Origin of the sequence: Ferruginivarius sediminum, assembly GCF_003344765.1 — a bacterium.
In the GTDB taxonomy this organism is placed as follows: Bacteria; Pseudomonadota; Alphaproteobacteria; order Kiloniellales; family Rhodovibrionaceae; genus Ferruginivarius; species Ferruginivarius sediminum.
Genome location: NZ_QPMH01000010.1, coordinates 14,564 through 34,857, shown reverse-complemented (window position 1 = coordinate 34,857; position 20,294 = coordinate 14,564). Strand labels below are relative to the sequence as shown.

The following is a 20,294-nucleotide window of genomic DNA, read 5'->3' as shown; positions in this document are numbered from 1 at the left end:
AGCTGAGGGGCACGGCCATGGCAATGCACGCGCACGACATCGAGAAGCTCATCAAGGAGGGCATTCCCGACGCCCGGGTGACGATCGAGGACCTGCGCGGCGACGGCGACCACTACGCCGTCTACGTCGTGTCTCCCACGTTCAAGGGAAAGTCGCGCGTGCAGCAGCACCAGATGGTCTACGATGCCCTCCAGGGACGCATGGGCAACGAATTGCACGCCCTTGCGGTGCAGACTTCAGCGCCGCAGGATTGACGGTCGATCGGACACGACAACGAGACGCCAGTGAGGAAAGCGACATGGTCGATCAGGCGGTAAACGATCGCATTCAGGAAGACATCAAGAGCCACGACGTGGTTGTGTTCATGAAGGGGACGCCGGTGTTCCCGCAGTGCGGCTTCTCGGCCGCCGTGGTTCAGGTGCTCAACCACCTCGGCGTGAAGTTCCACGGCATCAACGTGCTGGAGGATCCGGGATTGCGCCAGGGCATCAAGGATTTCTCCAACTGGCCGACGATCCCGCAACTCTACGTCAAGGGCGAGTTCCTTGGCGGTTGCGACATCGTGCGGGAGATGTTCCAGACCGGCGAGTTGCAGGATGCGCTCCGCGACAAGGGCGTCGATATGGAAAACGCGGCCTGACGGGCTGCGCCCGTCCCACCAAAGCATTAGGGGCCGGCTGAACGGCCGGCCCTTTCTCCCCTGCAGCTCGATCCCCAATGACGATCCGCATCGAACACCCCTCGCTGAACGAGCTGTACGCCTACTGGGATCGCAAGCGGGGCGAGCGTGCGGCACCCGCGCGCGCGGATATCGATCCGGTGGATATTCCGCATTTGCTCAGCAACATCTTCATTTGCCAGGTTGCGCACGAGCCGCGGGACTACATCGTACGCCTGTTCGGCACCGCCTTGGTCGAAGGGCTGGGCCGCGACCTGACCGGCAAGAGCTATAGCGAAATATTCCCCGCCGATGTCGTGGCGCGCATCCACCGCGACTACGATGAGGTGGTCGAGAAGTGCGCGCCCGTGACAGCGCGGAAGGATGCGAGTTGGAGCGACAAATCGCACCTCCACTACGAGCTTCTGCTGCTGCCCCTCTCAGACGACGGCAAAACGGTCAATCGCATCGTCGGCGCGGCCTATCGGCTGGAGCCTGCTTAGAGCGTTTTACGCGTTTTCGGACGACGAACCGGCTTCCACTTCGCCTGAAAATGCATTAGCCGCCGCTACTGAATCCCTTGCAAGTTTACCAGGCACTCGTCCCGCAACGTCGTCAGTTCCTCCACCCGTTGCCGGGCGGCGGCGATGGAGCCGTCAATCTCGTCGATATAGTGCTCCCATAATTCCGACGGCCCGTCGATCTCCGCGATACCATCGGTGATTATCCGACGCTTCTCTTCCAGTTCCTGCAGTTGAGCCAACTCGGTACGAAGCAGGGCCTCAGCAAGGTCGATCTCGGCCTGTAGCCGTTCGGCTTCCGTCATGACACGCCTCCCCTCGCCATGCGGCAATCCCTCGTTATCTGTGTTGCCATCGGCCGGGACGAAACCGCTTTGTACCCCATCCTGCGCGATTCCGCCGCTGCGTCAGCGGATTGATGCAGTTCAATGCACGGCACCATCTTTCAATTTAGAAATATCTGATATTCACGACGAGGAGAGCGGCATGATCAAACATCTTGCAGCTGTGGCCTTGGCCGCGCTGATGCTGTCGGCCGGCGTCGCCGGCGCAGCACCGTCGCAAGCGCCCTTCGGCGACGAGGTCGGACCCGCCTTCACGAACTATAACCGCGCATGGCCTACGATCGGTTCGGCCGGCACGCTTGGCGAGGGTGCCGCTGAGAAAGCAAAAGCACTCGGCTTCCGCACGGTCGTGGACCTGCGCACCCCGCAGGAAGGCGTGGCCGAGGAGAAGACCAGGATCGAAGGCGCCGGCCTCACCTACATCAACATCCCCGTCGCCACGCGCGCCCCGACGCCGGCGCAAGTGGAGGAATTCGCCAAGCTGGTGGCGGACGAATCCCTCATGCCGATGCTGGTGCACTGCGCATCGGCGAATCGCGTCGGCGCGATGTGGGCGCTCTACCGTGCGGGCCAGGGCGTCGACCCCATGGTGGCCGTCGAGGAAGGTCGCGTCCTCGGCCTGAAACCCAGCCGCGAGGGCAACGTCCGCGAGCAGCTCGGCCTGCCGCCTATGGAGGAGTAGCCGGAATATGCACAGCGAACCACGGCCCTACTGGCACCCCATTTTCGCCGGCGTCCTGCTGGGCCTGGCCCTGCTGCTGACCATCCTGGTCACGGGCCACGGTCTTGGCGCCAGCGGCGCGGTCACCCGACTCGCCGCGGCCATCGGTGCCTGGCTGGCGCCGGCGGCGACGGCGGCGAACGCTTACCTCGGCGGCTACGTCAAGGCCGGCGACCCTCTTGTTGGCTGGATCACCTGGGAGGTGCTCGGAATGCTCGTCGGCGGACTGCTGGGCGCCCTTTGGAGCGGCCGCTTCCGCGCGGGCACGGTCGAACGCGGGCCTCGCATTGGCCGGGGACGACGCCTCGCGCTGGCCTTTGGCGGCGGCATCCTGGTCGGCTTCGGCGCGCGCCTGGCGCGTGGCTGCACCAGCGGACTGGGGCTGTCCGGCGGCGCGGCATTGGGCGTCGGGGGCTTCGTGTTCCTGATCGGCTTCCTTGTCGCCGGCTTCATCGCCATGCAATTCGTCAGGAAGGAGTGGACATGAGCCTTCCTGCTTACGAGAGCGGCGCCTGGGCCGCGCTGTTCCTGGGCCTGCTGTTCGGCATCGCCCTGGAAGGCGCGGGCTTTGCCAGTCCGCGCAAGCTGACGGCGCAGTTCCTGTTGCGCGACTTCGCCGTCCTGAAGGTGATGTTCACCGCCGTCGTCACGGCGGCCGTGGGCCTCTGGCTGTGCGAAAGCCTCGGCGTCATTGCCGCGAAAAGCTACTTCATTCACACGCCCTACTATTGGGCGATGCTGATCGGCGGTCTGCTGATCGGTGCCGGCTTCGCCATCGGCGGCTACTGTCCCGGTACCTCGGCGGTGGGCCTGTCGGCGGGCCGCCTGGATGCCGCAGCCTTCATCGCCGGGATGGTCGTCGGCGTCTGGGTCTTCGCCGGCGGATACAGCTGGATCGCACCGCTCTACACGGCGGCGCAAGGGCCCAGCGCGCAGACGGTCTATGAACTGCTGGGCGTTCCGGCGTGGCTGATCGTGCTCGTCATGGTGGTAGTGGTCGCGATCGTCTACCGCGTCGCCGCGACGGTGGAGCCGCGCTTCGGCGGCCAGTTGACCGCGAAGGACATCGCCGAGGGGACGGCCGAGGCCTCGGGGCATGAGCCGGGTGGCGCCGCCCGCGCACACCACGTTTAGGTCGCGCGCAAAAGTTCGGGTCGAACCATCCAGGCGACGCGCCACCTGCCTTCGTCGCCGCGCTCCAGACAGACGGCGGAGGCCGGCTCGATCGCCAGGGCAACGGCCGTTTCGTCGCCGGTCAGAAGCCGGCTTGCCAGCTTGCCCAGGAAGGGCTGATGGCCGACGAGCATCGCGTCCTCCCGCCAGGCTGCAAGCTCGCCCGCGAACGCCGCCGTATCGTCGTTCGGAGCGATCCCGTCACGCACCTGCGGCGCGCTGCCCACCGACAGCACCTCCGCGCTCTGCCGCGCTCGTGCCTTCCCGCTGTGCAATACCAGGGCGGGAAGTTCCTCGGCCTGGGAGAGAAAGGTGGACAGGGTGCTCACATCCTGCCGGCCCCGGTCCGTCAGTGGGCGGTCCGGATCCTCGTCCTTCGGCAGGGCCTCGCCATGCTGGACCAGCACAAGCTTCATGGCGTCCTCCCCGGCATCGGCAAATGCATCCGGCGCAAGCGTCACACGCCTGCAAATAGGTAACGCGGAAGTCGCTGTCGACGGTTCACGGCGCAAAACGGCGCGCGGAAACGAAAACGGCCCCCGCGCAAGGCGCCGGGGCCGCTTCGAAATCGGATATTACCGAACGGTCAGCGCGAGTAGTACTCGATGACGAGGTTCGGCTCCATCTGCACGGGGAACGGCACATCAGCCAGCTTCGGCCCGCGCAGGAAGGTCGCCTTCAGCGCGTTGTGGTCCACTTCGAGGTAGTCGGGGACGTCGCGCTCGGCCGACTCTATGGCCTCCAGAACCAGCGGCATGTCCTTCTTGCGTGGGTCGATCTGCACGACATCACCGTCCTTGACGTTGTAGGACGCGACGTTCACGCGCTTGCCGTTCACCAGGATATGGCCGTGGTTGACGATCTGCCGGGCGGCGAACACCGTCGGCACCAGCTTGGCGCGGTAGACGACGGTCGCCAGACGGCGCTCCAGCAGTTCGATCAGGTTCTCGCCAGTGTCGCCCTTGCGGCGGTCGGCCTCGTCGTAATAGTGCCGGAACTGCTTCTCGCCGATCGAGCCGTAATAACCCTTCAGCTTCTGCTTCGCCGAAAGCTGAATGCCGAAGTCGGACGGCTTGCGGCGGCGCTGGCCGTGCTGGCCCGGGCCATAGCTGCGCTTGTTGACGGGGCTCTTGGGCCGGCCCCAGAGATTGACGCCAAGGCGCCGGTCGATCTTGTACTTCGAGGTCTTGCGCTTACTCATTGCGCTTGCGCTCTCCTTGGTTCAGAGCAGGATGTCTCGCTGCGTATTGTCCCGGTAGTCCCTGCCCCGCCGCTCTCTTTAGAGAGCCGTTTCGCGGCGGGCGGGCGGGGAACGGCCCCGAAGGCCGGCCCACTTTCCCAGGAATGGGCGCGGACTATAAGGCCTGCGTCGGCAATGTCAAACGGGACTCACGATTTCGGCCCGCGCGGGCGTTTCGGCATCTTGATCAGCGCCGAAAGGATGCCGTGCAGCGTGTCCACCTCACCCTTCGTCAGCCCGGCGCGCGAGAAGATGTTGCGGATATTGCGCACCACCGTGGGCCGCTTTTCCGGCACCGAGAAGAAACCGGCCTCGTCCAGCGCACCCTCCAGGCGGGTGTAGAAGTTCAGCAGCTCCTCCTTGCCGGCCGTCTGCCCGGAGGTCGCGGTCTGCACGAGCTGGCGGGCCGGCGTATCGTCGCCCGCCTGCCACCACTCGTAGCCGACCAGCAGCACCGCCTGCGCCAGGTTCAGCGAGGTGAAGCCGGGATTGAGCGGCACCGCGACGACCGCGTCGGCCAGCGTCACCGCATCGTTGTCCAGCCCGCTGCGCTCCGGCCCGAAAAGCACGGCCACGCGCTCGCCGTTGCCGGCGGCTTCTCGCATCTCGCGGGCGGCCTGTCGCGGGGTGACGACCGGCTTCACCATGTCGCGCGGCCGCGCCGTCGTCGCATAGACCCTGCCCACCCCCGAGACGGCCGCTTCCACGCTGTCAAAGACCTGCGCGTCTTGAAGGATCTGGTCCGCGCCGGACGCCGAGGCCGTGGCGTCCGGGTTCGGCCAGCCGTCGCGCGGGGCGACGAGGCGCATGTCCTCCAGCCCGCAATTCAACATGGCCCGCGCGCACATGCCGATGTTCTGCCCCAGTTGCGGGTTCACCAGCACGATCACGGGGCGTGAAACTTCTTCGTTCGGTGGTGTCGGCATCCTGGGCGGGTCCGGCCTAGCCGTCCTTTGCCGCCTGCGCGCCTTCGCGGTACAGCTTCCAGGTGATGCCGTCGTGAAGCGCGTTGAACGAGGCGTCGATGATGTTGGTGGAGACGCCGACCGTGGTCCAGTGCCGGCCCTGGCTGTCGGCGCTTTCGATCATGACGCGGGTAACGGCGCCGGTGCCGGCCTGCGGCGTGAGGATCCGCACCTTGTAGTCGACGAGATCCATGTCCTCAAGCTGCGGGTAGACCTCGATCAGGGCCTTGCGCAGCGCCAGGTCCAGGGCGTTCACCGGCCCGTTGCCGTTGGCGACCGTCATGACGTCGCGCCCCGCGACCTCGCAGGTCACCGTGGCCTCGGATTCCGTCACAAGCTCGCCGCGCGCGTTCCAGCGCCGGTCGTCCATCACCCGGAAGCGACTGAGCCCGAAGTACTCGGGCACCTGCCCCAGCGCACGGCGCGCCATCAGTTCGAAGCTGGCCTCGGCGCCGTCGTAGGCGTAGCCCTCGAACTCGCGCGCCTTCACGCGTTCGACCAGCGTCGCCAGCTGCGGGTCGTCGCCATCCAGGTCGATGCCGATTTCGCGGAAACGCGCCAGGATGTTGGAGCGCCCGGACTGGTCCGAGACGACGATGTGCCGCCGGTTGCCGACAAGCTCTGGCTCGATGTGCTCGTAGGTGCGCGGGTCCTTTTCCACCGCCGAGACGTGCAGGCCGCCTTTGTGGGCAAAAGCGCTCTCGCCGACGTAGGGCGTGTTGCGCGCGGGCTGCCGGTTCAACCGCTCGTCCAGGAGGCGCGAGACGTGCGTCAGTTGCTTGAGCTGGTCACGCGAAATGCCGACCGGATAGTCCGTCTTCAAGGCCAGCGTGGCGATGACGGAAATCAGGTTGGCGTTACCGCAGCGCTCGCCCAGACCGTTCAGCGTGCCCTGCACCTGCCGCGCCCCGGCCCGCACCGCCGCAAGGGAGTTCGCGACCGCGTTGCCGGTGTCGTCGTGGCAGTGGATGCCGAGCCGCGTGCCGGGAATGCGCGCGCTCACCTCGCCCACGATACGCTCGATCTCGTCCGGCAGGGTCCCGCCGTTGGTGTCGCACAAGACGACCCAGCGGGCGCCGGCGTTGTACGCCGCTTCCACGCACTGGAGGGCGTAATCCGGGTTCGCCTTGTAGCCGTCGAAGAAGTGCTCGGCGTCGAACATCGCCTCGCCGGCCCGGCCCGCTGCGTGAGCGACGCTGTCGGCGATGATGTCGACGTACTCCTGCCGGTCGATGCCCAGCGCGAGGTCGACGTGGAAATCCCAGGTCTTGCCCACGATGCACACGCCATCGGCCCTGCTGTTGAGAAGCGCGGCCATGCCCGGATCGTTCTCCGGCGAGCGGCCGGCCCGCCGCGTCATGCCGAAGGCAATCATGCGCGCGTTTTCAAGCCGTGGCGGCGCCTGGAAGAAAGCGTCGTCGGTCGGATTGGCGCCGGGCCAGCCGCCCTCGATGTAATCGACGCCAAGCTTGTCCAACGCCTCGGCAAGGGTGCGCTTGTCGGCGACGGTGAAGTCCACGCCCTGGCTCTGCGCACCGTCGCGCAGGGTGGAATCGAAGAAATAGACGCGGTCGTCGCTCGACATCCGGGCGGTTGCCATTCAGTTGCGAAAAGGGTCGTCCGGTCTTTAAGCCCTGGCTGGCCGGGCCGTCAATGGCGGACGCAAGAATCGGAGTGCCCGCCGCGCAGCCACGCGTTAGTGTCGCGGCACCATGATGGAGATGCTGACCGACTGGTCCACGCTGGGGCCGTTCCTGGTTGCCGCGCTCGCGCTGAATCTGACGCCCGGCGCCGATATGACCTATACGATTGCCCGTACGGCCGCGCAGGGGCGTGCCGCCGGCTATGCCTCGGCGCTGGGAATCGCCGCCGGCTCGCTGATCCACACCGTTGCGGCCGCCGCCGGGCTGGCGGCGATCCTGCTGGCGTCCCAGACGGCATTCATGGCCGTGAAGTACATCGGCGCCGCCTATCTGATCTATCTGGCGATCAAGTTGCTGGTGCAACGGCCGGACACGGAATCGCTGCGCATGCCGCGCGCGGCACTGCGCCGCGTGTTCGGGCAGGCGGTGCTGGTGAACGTGCTGAACCCGAAGGTGGCGCTGTTCATCCTGGCGCTGCTACCGCAGTTCGTCGATCCCACACGCGGTGACGCGGCCATGCAGATCCTGATCCTGGGCACGCTGTTCAACCTTGGCGGCACCGCCGTCAACTGCACGGTCGCCACCCTGGTGGACGCCGGCGCCACGCGGGCGCGGAACAGCCAGGGTTTCGCGCGGATCATGAGCACGGTATCGGGCCTCGTCCTCGCCGGACTCGCGGTCCGTCTGGCGCTGACGGAGCGTTAGGGGCAACCGGGCGCTTCAGCCCGCCCGTTTCCAGGTCGTGCCCTGCGGCGAATCCTCAAGCACGATGCCGCGCGCCTTCAAGTCGTCGCGGATACGGTCGGCGGCGGCGAAGTCCTTGCGCTTGCGCGCGGCCGTGCGTTCGTCGATCAGCCGCTCGATCTCCTCGGCCTCGCCGTCGCCCTCGGCACCCTTGAACCAGGCTTCCGGATCCTGCTGCAACAGGCCCAGCAACCAGCCGCCCGCCAGCAGCGCGCCCTTCAGCCGCCCCGCCCGTTCCCGGTCCCCGCCGGCCTTGTTCAGCGCATGGGCGGTCTCGTGCAACTCCGCCAGCGCCACGGGCGTATTCAGATCGTCCTCCAGCGCCGCCATGAGTTCGGCGGAGGCCTCGGCGTCGTCCGCCGGGGCGATGTCCGCCACGCCACGCAGCGATTGATACAGCCGGTCGAGCTGTGTCTTCGCGTCGGCCAGCTTGTCGCGGTTGAAGTCGAGGGGGTGGCGGTACTGCGCCGACAGCAGCACAAGCCGTATCGCCTCCCCCGGCCAGCCCTCGTCCAGCAACTCGCGCACGGTGAAGAAGTTGCCAAGCGACTTCGACATCTTCTCGCCATGCACGACAAGGTAGCCGTTGTGCAGCCAATAGCGCGCGAACTCCGCGTCGTAGCCGCAGGTGGACTGCGCGATCTCGTTCTCGTGATGCGGGAAGATCAGGTCCTGCCCGCCGCCGTGGATATCGAAGGTGCCGCCCAGGTGCGCCTCGCTCATCGCCGAGCATTCCAGGTGCCAGCCGGGCCGTCCCCGGCCCAACGGGCTGTCCCAGCCGGGCTCGTCCGCCGCCGCCGGCTTCCACAGCACGAAGTCGGCCGGATCGCGCTTGTAGGGCGCCACCTCGACGCGCGCGCCGGCAACCAACTCATCGCGGTCGCGGCGCGACAGGCGGCCGTAGTCCGGCATCGACGGGACGGAGAACAGCACGTGCCCCTCCGCCGCGTAGGCGTGGCCCTTGTCGATCAGCCGCTGGATCAGCGCGATCATCCGGTCGATGTGCTGCGTCGCGCGCGGCTCCACCGTCGGCGGCAGGGCGCCCAGCGCCGCCATGTCGGCATGGAACGCCTCGGTCGTGCGGCGGGTCAGCTCGGCGATAGGCTCGCCGTTCTCGCGGGCGGCGGTGATGATCTTGTCGTCGACGTCGGTGATATTGCGGGCATAGGTGACGTGCGCGTCGCCGTACGCCTTGCGCAGCAGGCGGAACAGCACGTCGAACACCACGACGGGGCGGGCGTTGCCGATGTGCGCGCGGTCGTACACCGTGGGGCCGCAGACGTACATACGTACGCTTGCGGGGTCGATTGGCTCGAAGACCTCTTTCCGCCGGGTCATCGTGTTGGTGAGTAGGATCGTCACGGCTTTCCGCCCGTCGTTGACCTGAAAAACTGCCCGGATTTAGCAGAGCCGGCCTTCCCGGTCCATGCGTCGGCTCAGGCCCGCCGGCCGTGCAGCCGCGCCACCGCCCGCGCGCGGCCGATCACCGGCAGCAGTTCGCGCAGCTCCGGCCCGTGCTCGCGCCCGGTCAGCGCCTTGCGCAGCGGCTTGAACAGCTTCGCGCCCTTACGCCCGGTTTCCTGTTTCAGCGCCCCCGTCCAGCGGCCCCAGGTTTCCTCGTCCCACGGCTCCGCCGGCAGCAGGCCGGCGGCAGTGACCAGGAACTCCGCATCGTCGTCGCCAATCATCGGCTCGACCTCGCCGCGACAGATGGCGTGCCAGTCGCGCACGTCCGCCAGCCGCTCCACGTTGCCGCGCACGGCGGCCCAGAAGGCCGCGTCCACATCGTCGAGGCCCATTTCGCTCAGGCGTTGCGACACCGCCTCGAACGGCGTCTCGTGCAGTAGCCGGGCGTTCAGGCGCAGCAACTCGTCCGTGTCGAATTTCGGCGCCGCGCGGCCAAAGCGGCCGATGTCGAAATCCGCCAGAAGCGCTTGCAGGTCATGGCGCACCTCGATGGGATCGGAGGTGCCGAGCTTCGCCAGATAGGCGTTCAGTGCCATCGCCTCGACACCGACATCGGCGCGCAGAGCTTGCAGCGACAGGTCCTCCTCCCGCTTGGAAAGCTTGCGCCCCTGCGGGTCGGTCAAAAGCGGCAGGTGTGCGAATGCCGGCAAATCGCCGTCCAGCGCCTGGAAAAGCTGCACCTGCGCCGCCGTGTTGGCCACGTGGTCCTCGCCGCGCATGACGTGGGTGACGCCAAGCTCGATGTCGTCGACCACCGAAGTGAGGGTGTAAAGCGGCCGGCCGTCCTCGCGGATCAGCACGGGATCGGAAACGCTGCCCGCCTGAAAGGTCTGCCGGCCGCGCACCAGATCGTTCCAGGCGACCTCGCCCCCCTCCAGCTTGAACCGCCAGTGCGGCCGCCGGCCCTCGGCCTCCAGCCGTTCGCGGTCGGCCTCCTCCAGCCGCAAGGCGGCGCGGTCGTAAACCGGCGGGCGGCCGCGCGCCGCCTGCAGCTTGCGCTTCTGCTCAAGCTCCTCGGCCGTCTCGTAACAGGGATAGAGCCGCCCGCTCTCCCGCAGGCGCGCGGCGGCGAGATCGTAGCGATCCATCCGGTCGCTCTGCCGCGCGAACTCGTCCCATGTCAGGCCGAGCCACGTCAGGTCCGCCTCGATGGCCGCCGCGTACTCGGCGCGGGAGCGCGCGCGGTCGGTATCGTCCAGGCGCAGCAGCACGGCACCGCCGCGCTTGCGGGCAAACAGCCAGTTGACCAGCGCGATGCGCGCGTTGCCGACCTGCAGCAGCCCGGTCGGGCTGGGCGCGAAGCGGACTTTCACACTCACGGAAGCTCTATCCCGTCCGGATTTGGGGGCGTCTGAATAGCACGCCTTGCCCTAGCCCTTGAAGGCATTGGTGATGGGATAGCGCCGGTCGCGGCCGAAGGAACGGCTGGTGATCTTCACCCCCGGCGCGGCCTGCCGGCGCTTGTACTCCGCGCCCTCCAGCATGCGCCAGACCTTGCCGACGATCTCGGCATCATGCCCCCGCGCGATGATCTGGCGGGAGCCCATGTCGCTCTCGATCAGGCACGACAGGATGTCGTCCAGCTCGTCATAGGCCGGCAGGCTGTCCTGGTCGGTCTGGTCGGGCTTCAGTTCGGCCGAGGGCGCCTTGGTCAGGATGCGCTCGGGGATGACGCGCCCCCCCGGGCCTTTCGCATCCGCCGGCCGCTGTTGATTGCGCCAGTGCGCGAGGCGATAGACCTGCGTCTTGTAGACGTCCTTCAGCACGTTGAAGCCGCCGGCCATGTCGCCGTATAGCGTGGCATAGCCCACCGACATCTCCGATTTGTTGCCGGTGGAGAGCACCATCGGCCCGAACTTGTTGGAGATCGCCATCAGCGCGATGCCGCGGATGCGGGCCTGCACGTTCTCTTCCGTCGTGTCCGGCGGCAGGTCGTCGAACAGCGGCTTCAGCATGCCGTCGAAGGCTTGCATGGCCTGGTCGATGGCGACCGTATCCAGGCGCGCGCCTGCCAGTTCGGCCATCTCCGCCGCGTCGTCCAGCGACGCCTGGCTGGTGTAGGGCGAGGGCATCAGGACGCAGCGCACCCGCTCCGCCCCCAGGGCATCCACCGCGATCGCCGCCGAGAGAGCCGAGTCGATCCCGCCCGACAGCCCGATGACCACGCCGGGGAAGCCGTTCTTGCGCACATAGTCGCCCAGGCCCAGCATCAACGCGCGGTACACCGCCTCCAGCCCCTCCGCCGGGTTGACGCGCGGCGCCTCGGCAATGGTCCAGTCGCCCAGCGCGTCCCGCTCCCACGTCATGACGGCGACGGTTTCCTCGAAGCTGGCAAGCTGCATGCCCAGGTTCTTGTGACCGTCCAGCGCGAAGGAGGCGCCGTCGAACACAAGCTCGTCCTGCCCGCCAACCTGGTTCAGGTAGACGAGCGGCAGGCCACTTTCCTCGATCCGGCTGAGGGCGAGTTGCAGGCGCTGGTCCAGCTTGCCCTCCTCGAAGGGAGAGCCGTTGATGACGACGAGGAGTTCCGCCCCGTTCTCCTCCAGACATTCGGTGACGTCCGCCGACCAGACGTCCTCGCAGACCATGACACCCAGGCGGACGCCGCGCACGTTCATCGGGCCGGGCAGCGGGCCGGGTGTGAACAGCCGCTTCTCGTCGAACACGCCGTAGTTCGGCAGGTCCCACTTGGCGCGCACCGCCTTGACCTCGCCTTCGTCCAACAGCAGCGCGGCGTTGTAGACCGTGCGGCCGTCCTCGTGTGCTTGCCGGGTTTCCGGGTCCTCCCGCCAGGCCGCGCCCAGGATGACCGCCGGTCCGCCGTCCGCCGTATCGGCCGCCAGCGCGTGGACCGCCGTCTCCACCGCCTCCAGGAAGGCGCGCTTGAGGACCAGGTCCTCCGGCGGGTAGCCGCTGATCGCCAGCTCGGTACAGACCAGCACGTCGGCGCCCTCGGCCGCCGCGCGCCGCCGGGCATCGCGCAGCTTTTCCAGGTTGCCGTCGATATCGCCCACGCGCGGGTTGAGCTGGGCAAGGGCTATGCGAAGGCGGTCGTCGCTCATGAAGGCTCCGTCGGGCCGGGCGTGAATCACGCCTCCTACTTATGCCCCGCACGGGCGCGGGGCAAGCAGCGTGCGCAGGGCGTCCATCCCCGACGGTGGCCTTGCGGCGGGGGTGCGGGCGGACTAGGTTTCGCTCTTCACGGAAACATTCCATCCGATACTCCGGCGAAAGGTGCCGCATGGACGCGTCGCTGCTGGGCCCCGCCCTGCAAGGCTTCGGATTCGGTCTTGGTCTCATTCTCGCCATCGGCGCACAGAACGTTTTCGTGCTGCGCCAGGGGCTGAAGCGCGAGTATGTCTTCACGGTGGTCGCCATTTCCGCCGTGCTCGACGCGTTCTTCATCACGCTGGGCGCGGCGGGGGTGGGCACACTGGTGGCGAACACGCCCTGGCTGCAGTCCGGCGCGGTGTGGTTCGGCAGCGCCTTCCTGATCGTCTATGGCGCGCTGGCCTTCCGCAACGCCATCCGCACCGCCCAGCACGACGTGGAGCAGGGCGAGCGGCCGATGGCCAGCTATAAAGCCGTGGTGGCGACGACCGTGGCGCTCAGCGTCCTCAACCCGCACGTCTATCTCGACACCATTATCGTTTTGGGCAGCATCGCCGGCCAGTTCCCCGGAACGGCGCGCACGGCCTTCGGTACCGGCGCGGTCCTGTCCTCGCTGGTGTTCTTTACCGTCCTCGGCTATGGCGCCACCTGGATGGCACCGCTTTTCGAGCGCCCCATCGCCTGGCGCCTGCTGGACGCCAGCGTCGGCGTGGTGATGTGGGCCGTGGCGGCCTCGCTCTTGGGGCCGCAGGTGTTGGGGGTGTAGTGATAAGTGCGGCTGCGGCTTAGCCGTGGCTGACGTGACGGTCCGCCTCGGTGATGAGGCCGTATATGAAGCCCTCGGCCTCACGGAGTTTCAAGGCGCAAGTGGACCGGGGTTAACCTAAGAAGGAGTTAGTCGCGGTCGATTGGGCGCCGGCCCTGCCGGCTACGTTGCCGCTGGATGACCCGAGTCCGCAGTTCCTCGAATAAACCTTGCGGCAGAAGGCCGTATTCGATGGTTCCACGACCTGGAATTGGTTTCAGGTCGTAGCCGGGCCAAGAAAATCGGTTCAGTTCATCGACCCGAAGCCAATGCTCCTGACCATCAAGCCCAAGCTGGCGGCAAACGCCAGCGGATATCTCGATCGAAGCGGTAGTATCCGCTGGAGGTCGGTGCGTAATCGGGGCGACGATCACACGTAAGTCGTCGTCGTTCCCCCGTTGAGTAGCAACAATAATCGCGCAGGGTCGATCTTTTGCCGCCTCGTCCGCCCCGTTGTCAGCCTCGTGGCTCCAAAGAAAACCATATCTTATCACGAGGCCCGGGCGCGGCGTTGGAAGCCTCACGGGGCCTTATTGAATTCGGCAGCTTCGATATCCGAGACCACGTCGTCGGGAAGTTCTCCAACAACAAGATTCTCACGCTCACGACGCTTCAGCCGCCGATATTCCTCAAGTTGCCGTGCGGAAAGAAAGCCCCCGATGATGCGGCCGCGATTCGTCACGTTGACGACATCACCAGCCGCCGCTTCATCGCGATAGCGTCCGAAGTTCCGGGCAAACTCGCTAGCTGTCACGGTCTTTTCAGCCACGTTTCGGCGCTCCTCTTACCTCATACGCAAAATACGCATTTTGCGAAAATCATTCAAGGATGCCGACTCGCTGAAGAAGTCCCCTACTTCCGCAGCAGGAACTCCCGTCCCAGCTTCACGCTGGGCTTGCCGTCGTATTCCACGACGTCGGCGGTGGCGTAGGTCTCGGTCCATTTTTCGGGGAGGTAGCTGCCGGTGCCGATGGTATTCACCGGCGCGCGGGCGTCGGCCATGACCTTGCACTTCGCGGGGCCGAAGCCGGAGGAGGCGACGATCTTCACCCGGTCGAAGCCGGCCTCGTCCAGCGCCTCGCGCATCGCCCAGACCGCCGCGGCGGAGGTGCCGGCGCCCACCAGATAGCGCAGCTCGTCCTCGGTCCGATAGCCGCGAATCGCCGCCGGGCAGTTGCGCTCCAGCACGGCGTAGGACTTCGCCGGGTCCAGCCCCTCCATGAAGCGGCTGCCGGCGATGTCCAGGCGGACGGCCAGCTTCCCCGCCGCCGCCTTTTCGGGAAAGGCGCGGCAGACCGCAAGGCTGTCGGTAACTTCCTTGCCGAAGTAGTCCACGAGGACGGTCATCGGCTCGTCCGGGAAGACCTCGTGGAACATCTCCGCCGCGCGCAGGGTGGAGCCGGCATAGCCGATGAAGGCGTGCGGCATCGTGCCCTTGCCGCCGGACTGCCCGAAATAGTGCGCGGTCGCGTCCGTCGCGTTGCCGACGAAGCCGACGGCCCCGACCTCCCGTTTCGCGCGTTCCGAGCCGACATAGGCGCCATAGGCCATCATGTCGGCCATCTCGGTGCCGGCGCAGTGGCGCGCGTCCATCGCCAGGAAGGCCACGCGCGGCAGGTCCGCGCACATCGTATAGGCGTTATAGGCCGCGACGCACGGCGGGCCCAGCTTGCCCAGCAGGATCGTCTCCAGGTCGACAAGCTGATAGAGCGAGCCGGTGACGTACATGATCGCCTCGCCGGCACCGACCCACTTGCCTTCGGGATAGCGGCAGTCGATCTCCACCTCGAACCCGCGTTGCCGGGCGACCGACCGCAGCCAATCCACCGCCAGGCGCGGGGCGGACACCACCGGCCGGCGCATGAACAGCGCATAGGTGACGCGGCAGTCCCCGAAATGCCCGACGGCATCCTTCGTCCGCCGGAAATACACGTCGGTCCAGGCGGCGATGTCCGCCTCGTCGCTGGGCCAATCGCCGCCCCGGCGTCCGCCGCTGTCGCCGCCATCCTTGCGGTATCTCGTGCCGTCAGCCACGCCGCCCTGCCGCGCTATTTACCCCAGGCTCAGGATGCCGCCGCCAAGCCGCCGCCCTGCTTGCTCTCGCGCTCGGCCTTCAGCTCCTGCGCGGTCAGGAACGCCAGCTCCAGCGCCTGGTTCGCGTTCAGGCGCGGATCGCAGAAGGTGTGGTAGCGGTCGCCCAGCCGCTCCTCGCTGATCGCCTGCGCGCCGCCGATGCACTCGGTCACGTCCTGGCCGGTCATCTCGAAGTGAACGCCGCCGGCATAGCTGCCCTCGGCCCGGTGAACGGCGAAAAAGCCGCGCACCTCCTGCAGGATGCGGTCGAACGAGCGGGTCTTGAAGCCGGTGCCGGCCTTCACCGTGTTGCCGTGCATCGGATCGCAGGACCAGACCACCTTGTGCCCGGCCCGCTCCACCGCGCGGATCAGCGGCGGCAGCTTCTCCGCCACCTTGTCCGCGCCCATGCGGCTGATCAGCGTGATCCGCCCCGCCTCGTTCTGCGGGTTCAGCGTGTCCAGCAGCTTCAGCAGGTCGTCCGGGTCCAGCTTCGGCCCGCACTTGATGCCGATCGGGTTGCGCACGCCGCGCAGGAACTCGACATGCGCCTCGTCCGGGTTGCGGGTGCGGTCGCCGATCCAGATGAAGTGGGCGGAGCAGTCGTACCACTCGTTCGTCAGGCTATCCACGCGGGTCAGCGCCTGCTCGTAGTTCAGCAGCAGCGCCTCGTGGCTGGTGTAGAAGTCCGTCTCGTGCATCTGCGGCACCCGGCCGCTGTTGATGCCGCAGGCGCCCATGAAGGCCAGCGCCTCGTCGATGCGCGCGGCCAACTCTTCGTAACGCTCGCTCTGCGGGCTGCCGGCGACGAACTGAAGGTTCCAGCGGTGCACCTGATGCAGGTCCGCCAGGCCGCCCTGGGCGAAGGCGCGCAGCAGGTTCAGCGTGGCCGCCGACTGGTTGTAGGCGCGCATCAGCCGCTGCGGGTCCGGGTTGCGGGCCTCGGCATTGAACTCGATGGCGTTGATGATGTCGCCGCGATAGCTCGGCAGTTCCACGTCGCCCTGCGTCTCGGTCCCGCTTGAGCGGGGCTTCGCGAACTGGCCGGCCATTCGGCCCACCTTAACCACCGGACAGGCGGCGCCGAAGGTCAGCACCACCGCCATCTGCAACAGCACCTTGAAGGTGTCGCGGATGGTGTTGGCGTTGAAATCGGCGAAGCTTTCGGCGCAGTCGCCGCCCTGCAGCAGGAACGCCCGCCCCTCGGCCACATCGCCGAGCTGCTTCTTGAGCTGCCGCGCCTCGCCGGCGAAGACCAGCGGCGGATAGCCCGTAAGCTCCCGCTCCACCTCCGTAAGGGCCGCGGCGTCCGGGTATTCCGGCACCTGCTGGATCGGGCGGTCGCGCCAGCTATCGGGTGTCCACTTCGCAGTCATTGCCTTGCGCCTCTTCAGTCCGGTGTTGGCCCGCGCCGGCGAAAGAGAGGCCGGTGCGGGCGGCGTGTCTCAGTCCTAACTCAAAGCAGTTGTAACGGCCGCGGGCGCGCGAATCCAGGGCCGCAATGCCGCAAGGGCCGTCAAGCCCGCGCCGCACCCCCTGAAATGGCGGAATTACTCCGCCGCCTGCTTCTCCACGGTGCGCGTCGGGGCGCGCATGGTGACGAACTCCTCCGCCGCCGTGGGGTGGATGCCGACGGTGGCGTCGAAGATCTCCTTCGTCGCCCCCGCCTTTACGGCAACGGCCATGCCCTGCACAATCTCCGGCGCGTCCATGCCGACCATGTGAACGCCCAGAACGAGCCGTGTCTCGGCATCGACGACCAGCTTCATCATCGTCTTCTCGTCGCGCCCGGACAGCGTGTGCTTCATCGGGCGGAAGGCAGCGCGGAAGATCTCCAGCCGGTGGCCACGCCGCGCGGCCTCGGCCTCGCTCAAGCCGACCGAGCCGATGGGCGGCTGGCTGAACACGGCGGAGGGCACGTTCGCGTGGTCCATCGCGCGCGGCCGGCCGTGATAGACGGTGTCCACGAAGGCCATCGCCTCCGCGATGGCGACGGGCGTGAGCTGGATGCGGTTGGTGACGTCGCCCACGGCATAGATGTTGTCCGCCGTGGTCTTGCTGTAATCGTCCACCTTTATCGCGCCGTCGTGCGTCATCTCCACGCCCGCTCGGTCCAGGCCAAGTCCGGTGGTGTTCGGCCGACGGCCGGTGGCGAACATCACCGCGTCGGTCTCGATGGTGCTGCCGTCCTTCAGCACGACCACGAGGGTGCCGTCGTCCCTGCGCTCGATCCCCGCCGGGTCGGCGTTGACGCGCAGGGCGACGCCCTTCTTGCGGATTTCCTCGGTCAGCGTGTCCCGCACGTCCTCGTCGAAGCCGCGCAGGATCTTGTCGCGGCGGTAAAGCTGCGTCACCTCGGCGCCCAGGCCGTTGAAGATGCCGGCGAACTCCACCGCGATATAGCCGCCGCCGACCACCACGACCCGCCGGGGCAGGCTTTTCAGGTGGAAGGCCTCGCGCGAGGTGATGCCGTGCTCGTGACCGGGAATGTCGGGCACCACGGCGTGGCCGCCGACGGCAATCAGCACCGTCTCCGCCGTCACCGAGACCTGGTTGCCCTGCTCGTCGTCGATGGCGACGGTGTGCGCGTCGATCATCCGCGCGCGGCCGAGATAGACCGAGACCCCGGCATCGGCCAGCAGCTTCTGGTAGATGCCCTCCAGCCGGTCGATCTCGCGGTCCTTGTTGGCGATCAGCGTCGGCCAGTCGAACACCGGCTCGGCAATGGACCAGCCATAGCCGGCGGCGTCCTCGACCTCCTCATGAACGTGAGCGGCATAGCTGAGCAACTTCTTCGGCACGCAGCCGCGAATGACGCAGGTGCCGCCGAAGCGGTCGCTCTCCGCCAGCGCGACCCGCGCCCCGGCCGCCGATGCCATCCGCGCCCCCCGAACCCCGCCGGAGCCCGCGCCGATCACGAAAAGGTCGTAGTCGTAGGCCATCGTGTGTCCCTTCCATCGTGCCGCGCTTAACTTAGTGGCCGATGGGGTGAAACGAAAGCCGGTGGGGTGGTGAATTTGGTGTGAGGAGGGCTTGGCGCTCATGTGTCGATGCGACGCTTAGCCCCAATAACGCATCAAAGTGACAAACATCCTCTCATGCCCCGAGGCGGCCGCAGCACGTTGACTGATATCGGACCGATCGCAATCCCGGCTGACCATCGGCAACTTTAAGAGGCCGACCTGCGTTGCGGGGGACGGGCGGCTTCCGTCCGAAAAACATACCGCTTCTTCAAAGTTATTGAAGCAACTATATACCCACGATGATTTACAAAATTGCACCTATCTATTAGGGAAATACATCTAATTTGGTTTATTTCTTTTGTACATTACGTTCTGAACGCAAATAATGAGATAATATCGAGTTCCCCAAAATAATGTGCCTCCGTAGAGCGCGGTGCACAGTCATTCGATTGGGAGATGGCAATGAAACAGCACCTAATCCCGGCGACATTTGCCACTATCGGAATCCTGTTCGGCGCAGGAACTGCCTGGGCTGACGGCACGGAAACGCTAGGGCCGCCATCTATTCCTATCGCATCCGGAACCGGAGTGACCGGCGCGGGAGTCGGTCTGAGAGATGGGCCGGGAACGATCAACATCGACGTGCCGGTGGGCGCCTCGGTCGAACAGGCCATACTTTACTGGAGTTGCATGTCGAGCGAGGGGTCCGCCCCTGACGACATGCTTTCGGTGAATGGCACCGCCGTGACGGGAACGCTGATCGGCGGGCCAACGACGTTTTTCAGTAATATCCAGGGTTCCGCGTACCGAGCGGACATCACAGGCCTGAACGCCGTCATCGACGGCATGAACAGTCTCAGCATCAGCGACCTCGCGGCCTGCGATTCCATCAATAACGGGGCCGGCGTGCTGGTGATATTCGACGACGGCTCGTCACCGGAAGCGGGAATCGAAGTTCGGGATGGCGCTGATCTCGCCTTCGTCAACTTCTCGCCGCCGCTTGATACCACGGTTCCCCAAACATTCACCTTCGATGCGAGCGCCTTCGACCGTGTAGCGGACCTCGTCATGTTCTTCGGCAGTGTGGCAGACGACCGTTTCCGGCCAAGCGCCGTCGACATCACGGTATCGCCGGGTGGCGTCACGACGGAGTTGGTGAATCTGTTGGGCAGCAATGACGGTAGCGAGCACGATACCGTGGTGATCTCGGTTGCGGTGCCCGCGGGCGCGACCATGATAACCGTGCAGGCCTTCTCGGAAGACCGGGAATCGACTGGGGCCTTGCCCGCGTCATTTATCTGGAATACCGCCGGCGTTGCCGTTCGCGGCGAAGAGCCTCCGGGCCTCGACGGCCGCATCACCGGCGGCGGCAGCAACATCACGGTTGACGGCCTTCGGATAACCAAGGGGCTGCAATTGCACTGCGATCTGCGCAACCCGAACAACTTCCAGATCAACTGGCCCGGCGCCGCGTTCCATTTGGAGGCGTTGACGGTCGCGAACTGTACGGAGGACCCGGATATCATCCAGCAGCCGCCGATGTCGTCGCCGTTTGACACCTTCCAGGCCGAGGGCACCGGCAGGCTTCGGATCAATGGGGAAAGGGACGAGAATGCCACCGTCCGCTTCATCCTCGTCGATGCGGGGGAACCGGGCACCGCCGACACGGCGCGTATCGTGATCAGGGATGGCGACGGCAACATCGTGCTCGATCTGCCGGAAACCGTACTTACGCACGGAAACTTCCAGACGCACAAGGACTGACAAAGCGATACCGGCAACAGTCTTGGCGTGTTGGGAGCCTAAAACTCGAATCGGGAGCCGCGCACCGCGGCTCCCGGCGGATTCCCGCCCGACAGACATCGG

General features: G+C 66.5%; 21 protein-coding genes. 9 read left to right on the top strand and 12 right to left on the bottom strand.

Going from position 1 to position 20,294, the window contains the following annotated elements; translation table 11 throughout:
• Positions 1 to 17: 17 nt before the first annotated feature.
• From DRB17_RS11775 to DRB17_RS11765, 3 genes are all read left to right on the top strand, one after another.
• Positions 18 to 254, top strand: coding sequence for a BolA family protein (locus DRB17_RS11775; RefSeq protein ID WP_114582413.1), 237 nt, complete (start codon positions 18 to 20; stop codon positions 252 to 254).
• 44 nt (positions 255 to 298) lie between these two features.
• Positions 299 to 640 (top strand): Grx4 family monothiol glutaredoxin, encoded by a 342-nt coding sequence (grxD, locus tag DRB17_RS11770; protein ID WP_114582412.1) that lies wholly within the window; start codon positions 299 to 301, stop codon positions 638 to 640.
• 77 nt (positions 641 to 717) lie between these two features.
• Positions 718 to 1,161: a PAS domain-containing protein gene (locus DRB17_RS11765; RefSeq protein ID WP_114582411.1), complete on the top strand. Its 444-nt coding sequence runs from the start codon at positions 718 to 720 to the stop codon at positions 1,159 to 1,161.
• Between the two features lie 65 nt (positions 1,162 to 1,226).
• On the opposite strand, the gene DRB17_RS11760 is transcribed toward DRB17_RS11765, so the two are convergent.
• Complete coding sequence (locus tag DRB17_RS11760) at positions 1,227 to 1,484, bottom strand: hypothetical protein (protein WP_114582410.1); 258 nt, start codon at positions 1,482 to 1,484, stop codon at positions 1,227 to 1,229.
• 181 nt (positions 1,485 to 1,665) lie between these two features.
• Here DRB17_RS11760 and DRB17_RS11755 point away from each other — a divergent pair, with 181 nt between their 5' ends.
• The 3 genes from DRB17_RS11755 to DRB17_RS11745 are packed head-to-tail and all read left to right on the top strand — an operon-like array spanning position 1,666 to position 3,378.
• Positions 1,666 to 2,205 carry a protein tyrosine phosphatase family protein gene (locus tag DRB17_RS11755; RefSeq protein ID WP_161958799.1) on the top strand — a complete coding sequence of 180 codons (540 nt, stop codon included), beginning with the start codon at positions 1,666 to 1,668 and terminating at the stop codon, positions 2,203 to 2,205.
• 7 nt (positions 2,206 to 2,212) lie between these two features.
• Positions 2,213 to 2,731, top strand: a complete 519-nt coding sequence (locus DRB17_RS11750; protein WP_114582408.1) for a YeeE/YedE thiosulfate transporter family protein — start codon at positions 2,213 to 2,215, stop codon at positions 2,729 to 2,731.
• Positions 2,728 to 3,378, top strand: a complete 651-nt coding sequence (locus tag DRB17_RS11745; RefSeq protein WP_114582407.1) for a YeeE/YedE thiosulfate transporter family protein — start codon at positions 2,728 to 2,730, stop codon at positions 3,376 to 3,378. Before DRB17_RS11750 ends, DRB17_RS11745 begins: the two co-directional genes overlap by 4 nt.
• Here the strand turns inward: DRB17_RS11745 and sixA are convergent.
• From sixA to cimA, 4 genes are all read right to left on the bottom strand, one after another.
• Positions 3,375 to 3,833: a phosphohistidine phosphatase SixA gene (gene sixA, locus DRB17_RS11740; RefSeq protein WP_147274892.1), complete on the bottom strand. Its 459-nt coding sequence runs from the start codon at positions 3,831 to 3,833 to the stop codon at positions 3,375 to 3,377. The genes DRB17_RS11745 and sixA overlap by 4 nt on opposite strands.
• Before the next feature lie 170 nt (positions 3,834 to 4,003).
• Positions 4,004 to 4,618: a 30S ribosomal protein S4 gene (rpsD, locus tag DRB17_RS11735; protein WP_114582405.1), complete on the bottom strand. Its 615-nt coding sequence runs from the start codon at positions 4,616 to 4,618 to the stop codon at positions 4,004 to 4,006.
• A 188-nt stretch (positions 4,619 to 4,806) separates the two neighbouring features.
• The gene (locus tag DRB17_RS11730; protein WP_114582404.1) at positions 4,807 to 5,583 is read right to left on the bottom strand and encodes an RNA methyltransferase; all 777 of its coding nucleotides are present in this window, start codon (positions 5,581 to 5,583) and stop codon (positions 4,807 to 4,809) included.
• A gap of 16 nt (positions 5,584 to 5,599) precedes the next feature.
• Positions 5,600 to 7,207, bottom strand: coding sequence for a citramalate synthase (gene cimA / locus DRB17_RS11725; protein ID WP_114582403.1), 1,608 nt, complete (start codon positions 7,205 to 7,207; stop codon positions 5,600 to 5,602).
• Between the two features lie 127 nt (positions 7,208 to 7,334).
• On the opposite strand from cimA, the gene DRB17_RS11720 reads away from it, so the two are divergent.
• Positions 7,335 to 7,970 carry a LysE family translocator gene (locus DRB17_RS11720; RefSeq protein WP_206607869.1) on the top strand — a complete coding sequence of 212 codons (636 nt, stop codon included), beginning with the start codon at positions 7,335 to 7,337 and terminating at the stop codon, positions 7,968 to 7,970.
• 15 nt (positions 7,971 to 7,985) lie between these two features.
• On the opposite strand, the gene cysS is transcribed toward DRB17_RS11720, so the two are convergent.
• From cysS to DRB17_RS11705, 3 genes are all read right to left on the bottom strand, one after another.
• Positions 7,986 to 9,371 carry a cysteine--tRNA ligase gene (gene cysS / locus DRB17_RS11715; protein ID WP_114582402.1) on the bottom strand — a complete coding sequence of 462 codons (1,386 nt, stop codon included), beginning with the start codon at positions 9,369 to 9,371 and terminating at the stop codon, positions 7,986 to 7,988.
• A 74-nt stretch (positions 9,372 to 9,445) separates the two neighbouring features.
• Positions 9,446 to 10,795: a glutamate--tRNA ligase gene (gltX, locus tag DRB17_RS11710; RefSeq protein ID WP_114582401.1), complete on the bottom strand. Its 1,350-nt coding sequence runs from the start codon at positions 10,793 to 10,795 to the stop codon at positions 9,446 to 9,448.
• A 51-nt stretch (positions 10,796 to 10,846) separates the two neighbouring features.
• Positions 10,847 to 12,538: an NAD+ synthase gene (locus DRB17_RS11705; RefSeq protein ID WP_114582400.1), complete on the bottom strand. Its 1,692-nt coding sequence runs from the start codon at positions 12,536 to 12,538 to the stop codon at positions 10,847 to 10,849.
• A 179-nt stretch (positions 12,539 to 12,717) separates the two neighbouring features.
• Here DRB17_RS11705 and DRB17_RS11700 point away from each other — a divergent pair, with 179 nt between their 5' ends.
• Entirely contained in the window at positions 12,718 to 13,353 is a 636-nt protein-coding gene (locus DRB17_RS11700) for a LysE/ArgO family amino acid transporter (RefSeq protein ID WP_114582399.1), read from the top strand.
• Positions 13,354 to 13,912: 559 nt separating this feature from the next.
• Here the strand turns inward: DRB17_RS11700 and DRB17_RS11690 are convergent.
• From DRB17_RS11690 to gor, 4 genes are all read right to left on the bottom strand, one after another.
• On the bottom strand, positions 13,913 to 14,161 hold the full coding sequence (locus tag DRB17_RS11690; protein ID WP_114582397.1) for a type II toxin-antitoxin system Phd/YefM family antitoxin: 249 nt from the start codon (positions 14,159 to 14,161) through the stop codon (positions 13,913 to 13,915).
• 83 nt (positions 14,162 to 14,244) lie between these two features.
• A complete protein-coding gene (locus DRB17_RS11685; RefSeq protein ID WP_161958800.1) occupies positions 14,245 to 15,342 on the bottom strand; it encodes a beta/alpha barrel domain-containing protein in 1,098 nt (365 codons plus the stop codon).
• A 113-nt stretch (positions 15,343 to 15,455) separates the two neighbouring features.
• The gene (locus tag DRB17_RS11680; protein WP_114582395.1) at positions 15,456 to 16,841 is read right to left on the bottom strand and encodes a class II 3-deoxy-7-phosphoheptulonate synthase; all 1,386 of its coding nucleotides are present in this window, start codon (positions 16,839 to 16,841) and stop codon (positions 15,456 to 15,458) included.
• A gap of 174 nt (positions 16,842 to 17,015) precedes the next feature.
• Entirely contained in the window at positions 17,016 to 18,407 is a 1,392-nt protein-coding gene (gor, locus tag DRB17_RS11675) for a glutathione-disulfide reductase (protein WP_114582394.1), read from the bottom strand.
• Positions 18,408 to 18,890: 483 nt separating this feature from the next.
• Between gor and DRB17_RS11670 the strand changes: the two genes are divergently transcribed.
• Positions 18,891 to 20,192, top strand: a complete 1,302-nt coding sequence (locus DRB17_RS11670) for a hypothetical protein (protein ID WP_206607868.1) — start codon at positions 18,891 to 18,893, stop codon at positions 20,190 to 20,192.
• The last annotated feature ends 102 nt before the right edge of the window (positions 20,193 to 20,294 follow it).